Annotated in this window: 2 protein-coding genes; one reads left to right on the top strand and one right to left on the bottom strand. The window is 60.2% G+C overall.

Annotation, left to right across the window (positions count from 1 at the left end; genetic code table 11):
- The coding region (locus A9X04_RS30030; protein ID WP_197509383.1) for a class I SAM-dependent methyltransferase at nucleotides 1-135 on the top strand (135 nt) is incomplete at its 5' end.
- 21 nt (nucleotides 136-156) lie between these two features.
- Here the strand turns inward: A9X04_RS30030 and A9X04_RS24930 are convergent.
- Nucleotides 157-654, bottom strand: a 498-nt coding sequence (locus tag A9X04_RS24930; protein ID WP_197509380.1) for a class I SAM-dependent methyltransferase, incomplete at its 5' end; no start/stop codon positions are given.

Raw genomic sequence — 654 nt, 5'->3', positions numbered from 1 at the left:
GCCGCCAACCGCAAGCAGGCGGTCGAGCTGCAGTCCGAAGAGGTCTACGGCAAGTACATGCACTACCTGACCGGCTGTGAGAACTTCTTCCGCAAGGGCATCAGCAATGTCGGGCAGTTCACCCTCGTGAAGTAGGTGGCGAGGGGCCGGGGACCGCTACTTTTCCAGCGTGAACTGGTCGACGTCCGTGTAACCCTGGCGGAACAGCTTCGCGCAGCCGGTCAGGTACTTCATGTAGCGGTCGTAGACCTCTTGCGACTGGATGGCGACGGCCTGCTCGCGATTGGCCTCGAGGGCGGCAGCCCAGGTCTCCAGGGTCCTCGCGTAGTGCAGCTGCAGCGAGTGGACCTGCTGCACGGAAAACCCCGCTTCGCCGGCGAACCTGAAGATGTCTTCCTGCGCCGGCAATTGTCCGCCCGGGAAAATTTCAGTGCCAATGAATCGCGCGAATCGAAGATCATTCATCGTGATGGGGACGCCGCGTTCGTACTGCTGTTTCTGGGTGTAGGTCAAAATGGTATGCAATAACATGCGGCCGTCGTCGGGAAGAATGTTGTGGGCGCGTTCGAAGAACGCGGCGTACCGCTCCATCTTGAAAGCCTCGAAGGCGCCGATGGTGACGATCCGGTCGACCTTGTCCTCGAACTCTTCCCA

This window comes from Mycobacterium sp. E3247, assembly GCF_001667785.1.
GTDB lineage: Bacteria > Actinomycetota > Actinomycetes > Mycobacteriales > Mycobacteriaceae > Mycobacterium.
This window is presented reverse-complemented; position numbering and strand designations above follow the sequence as displayed.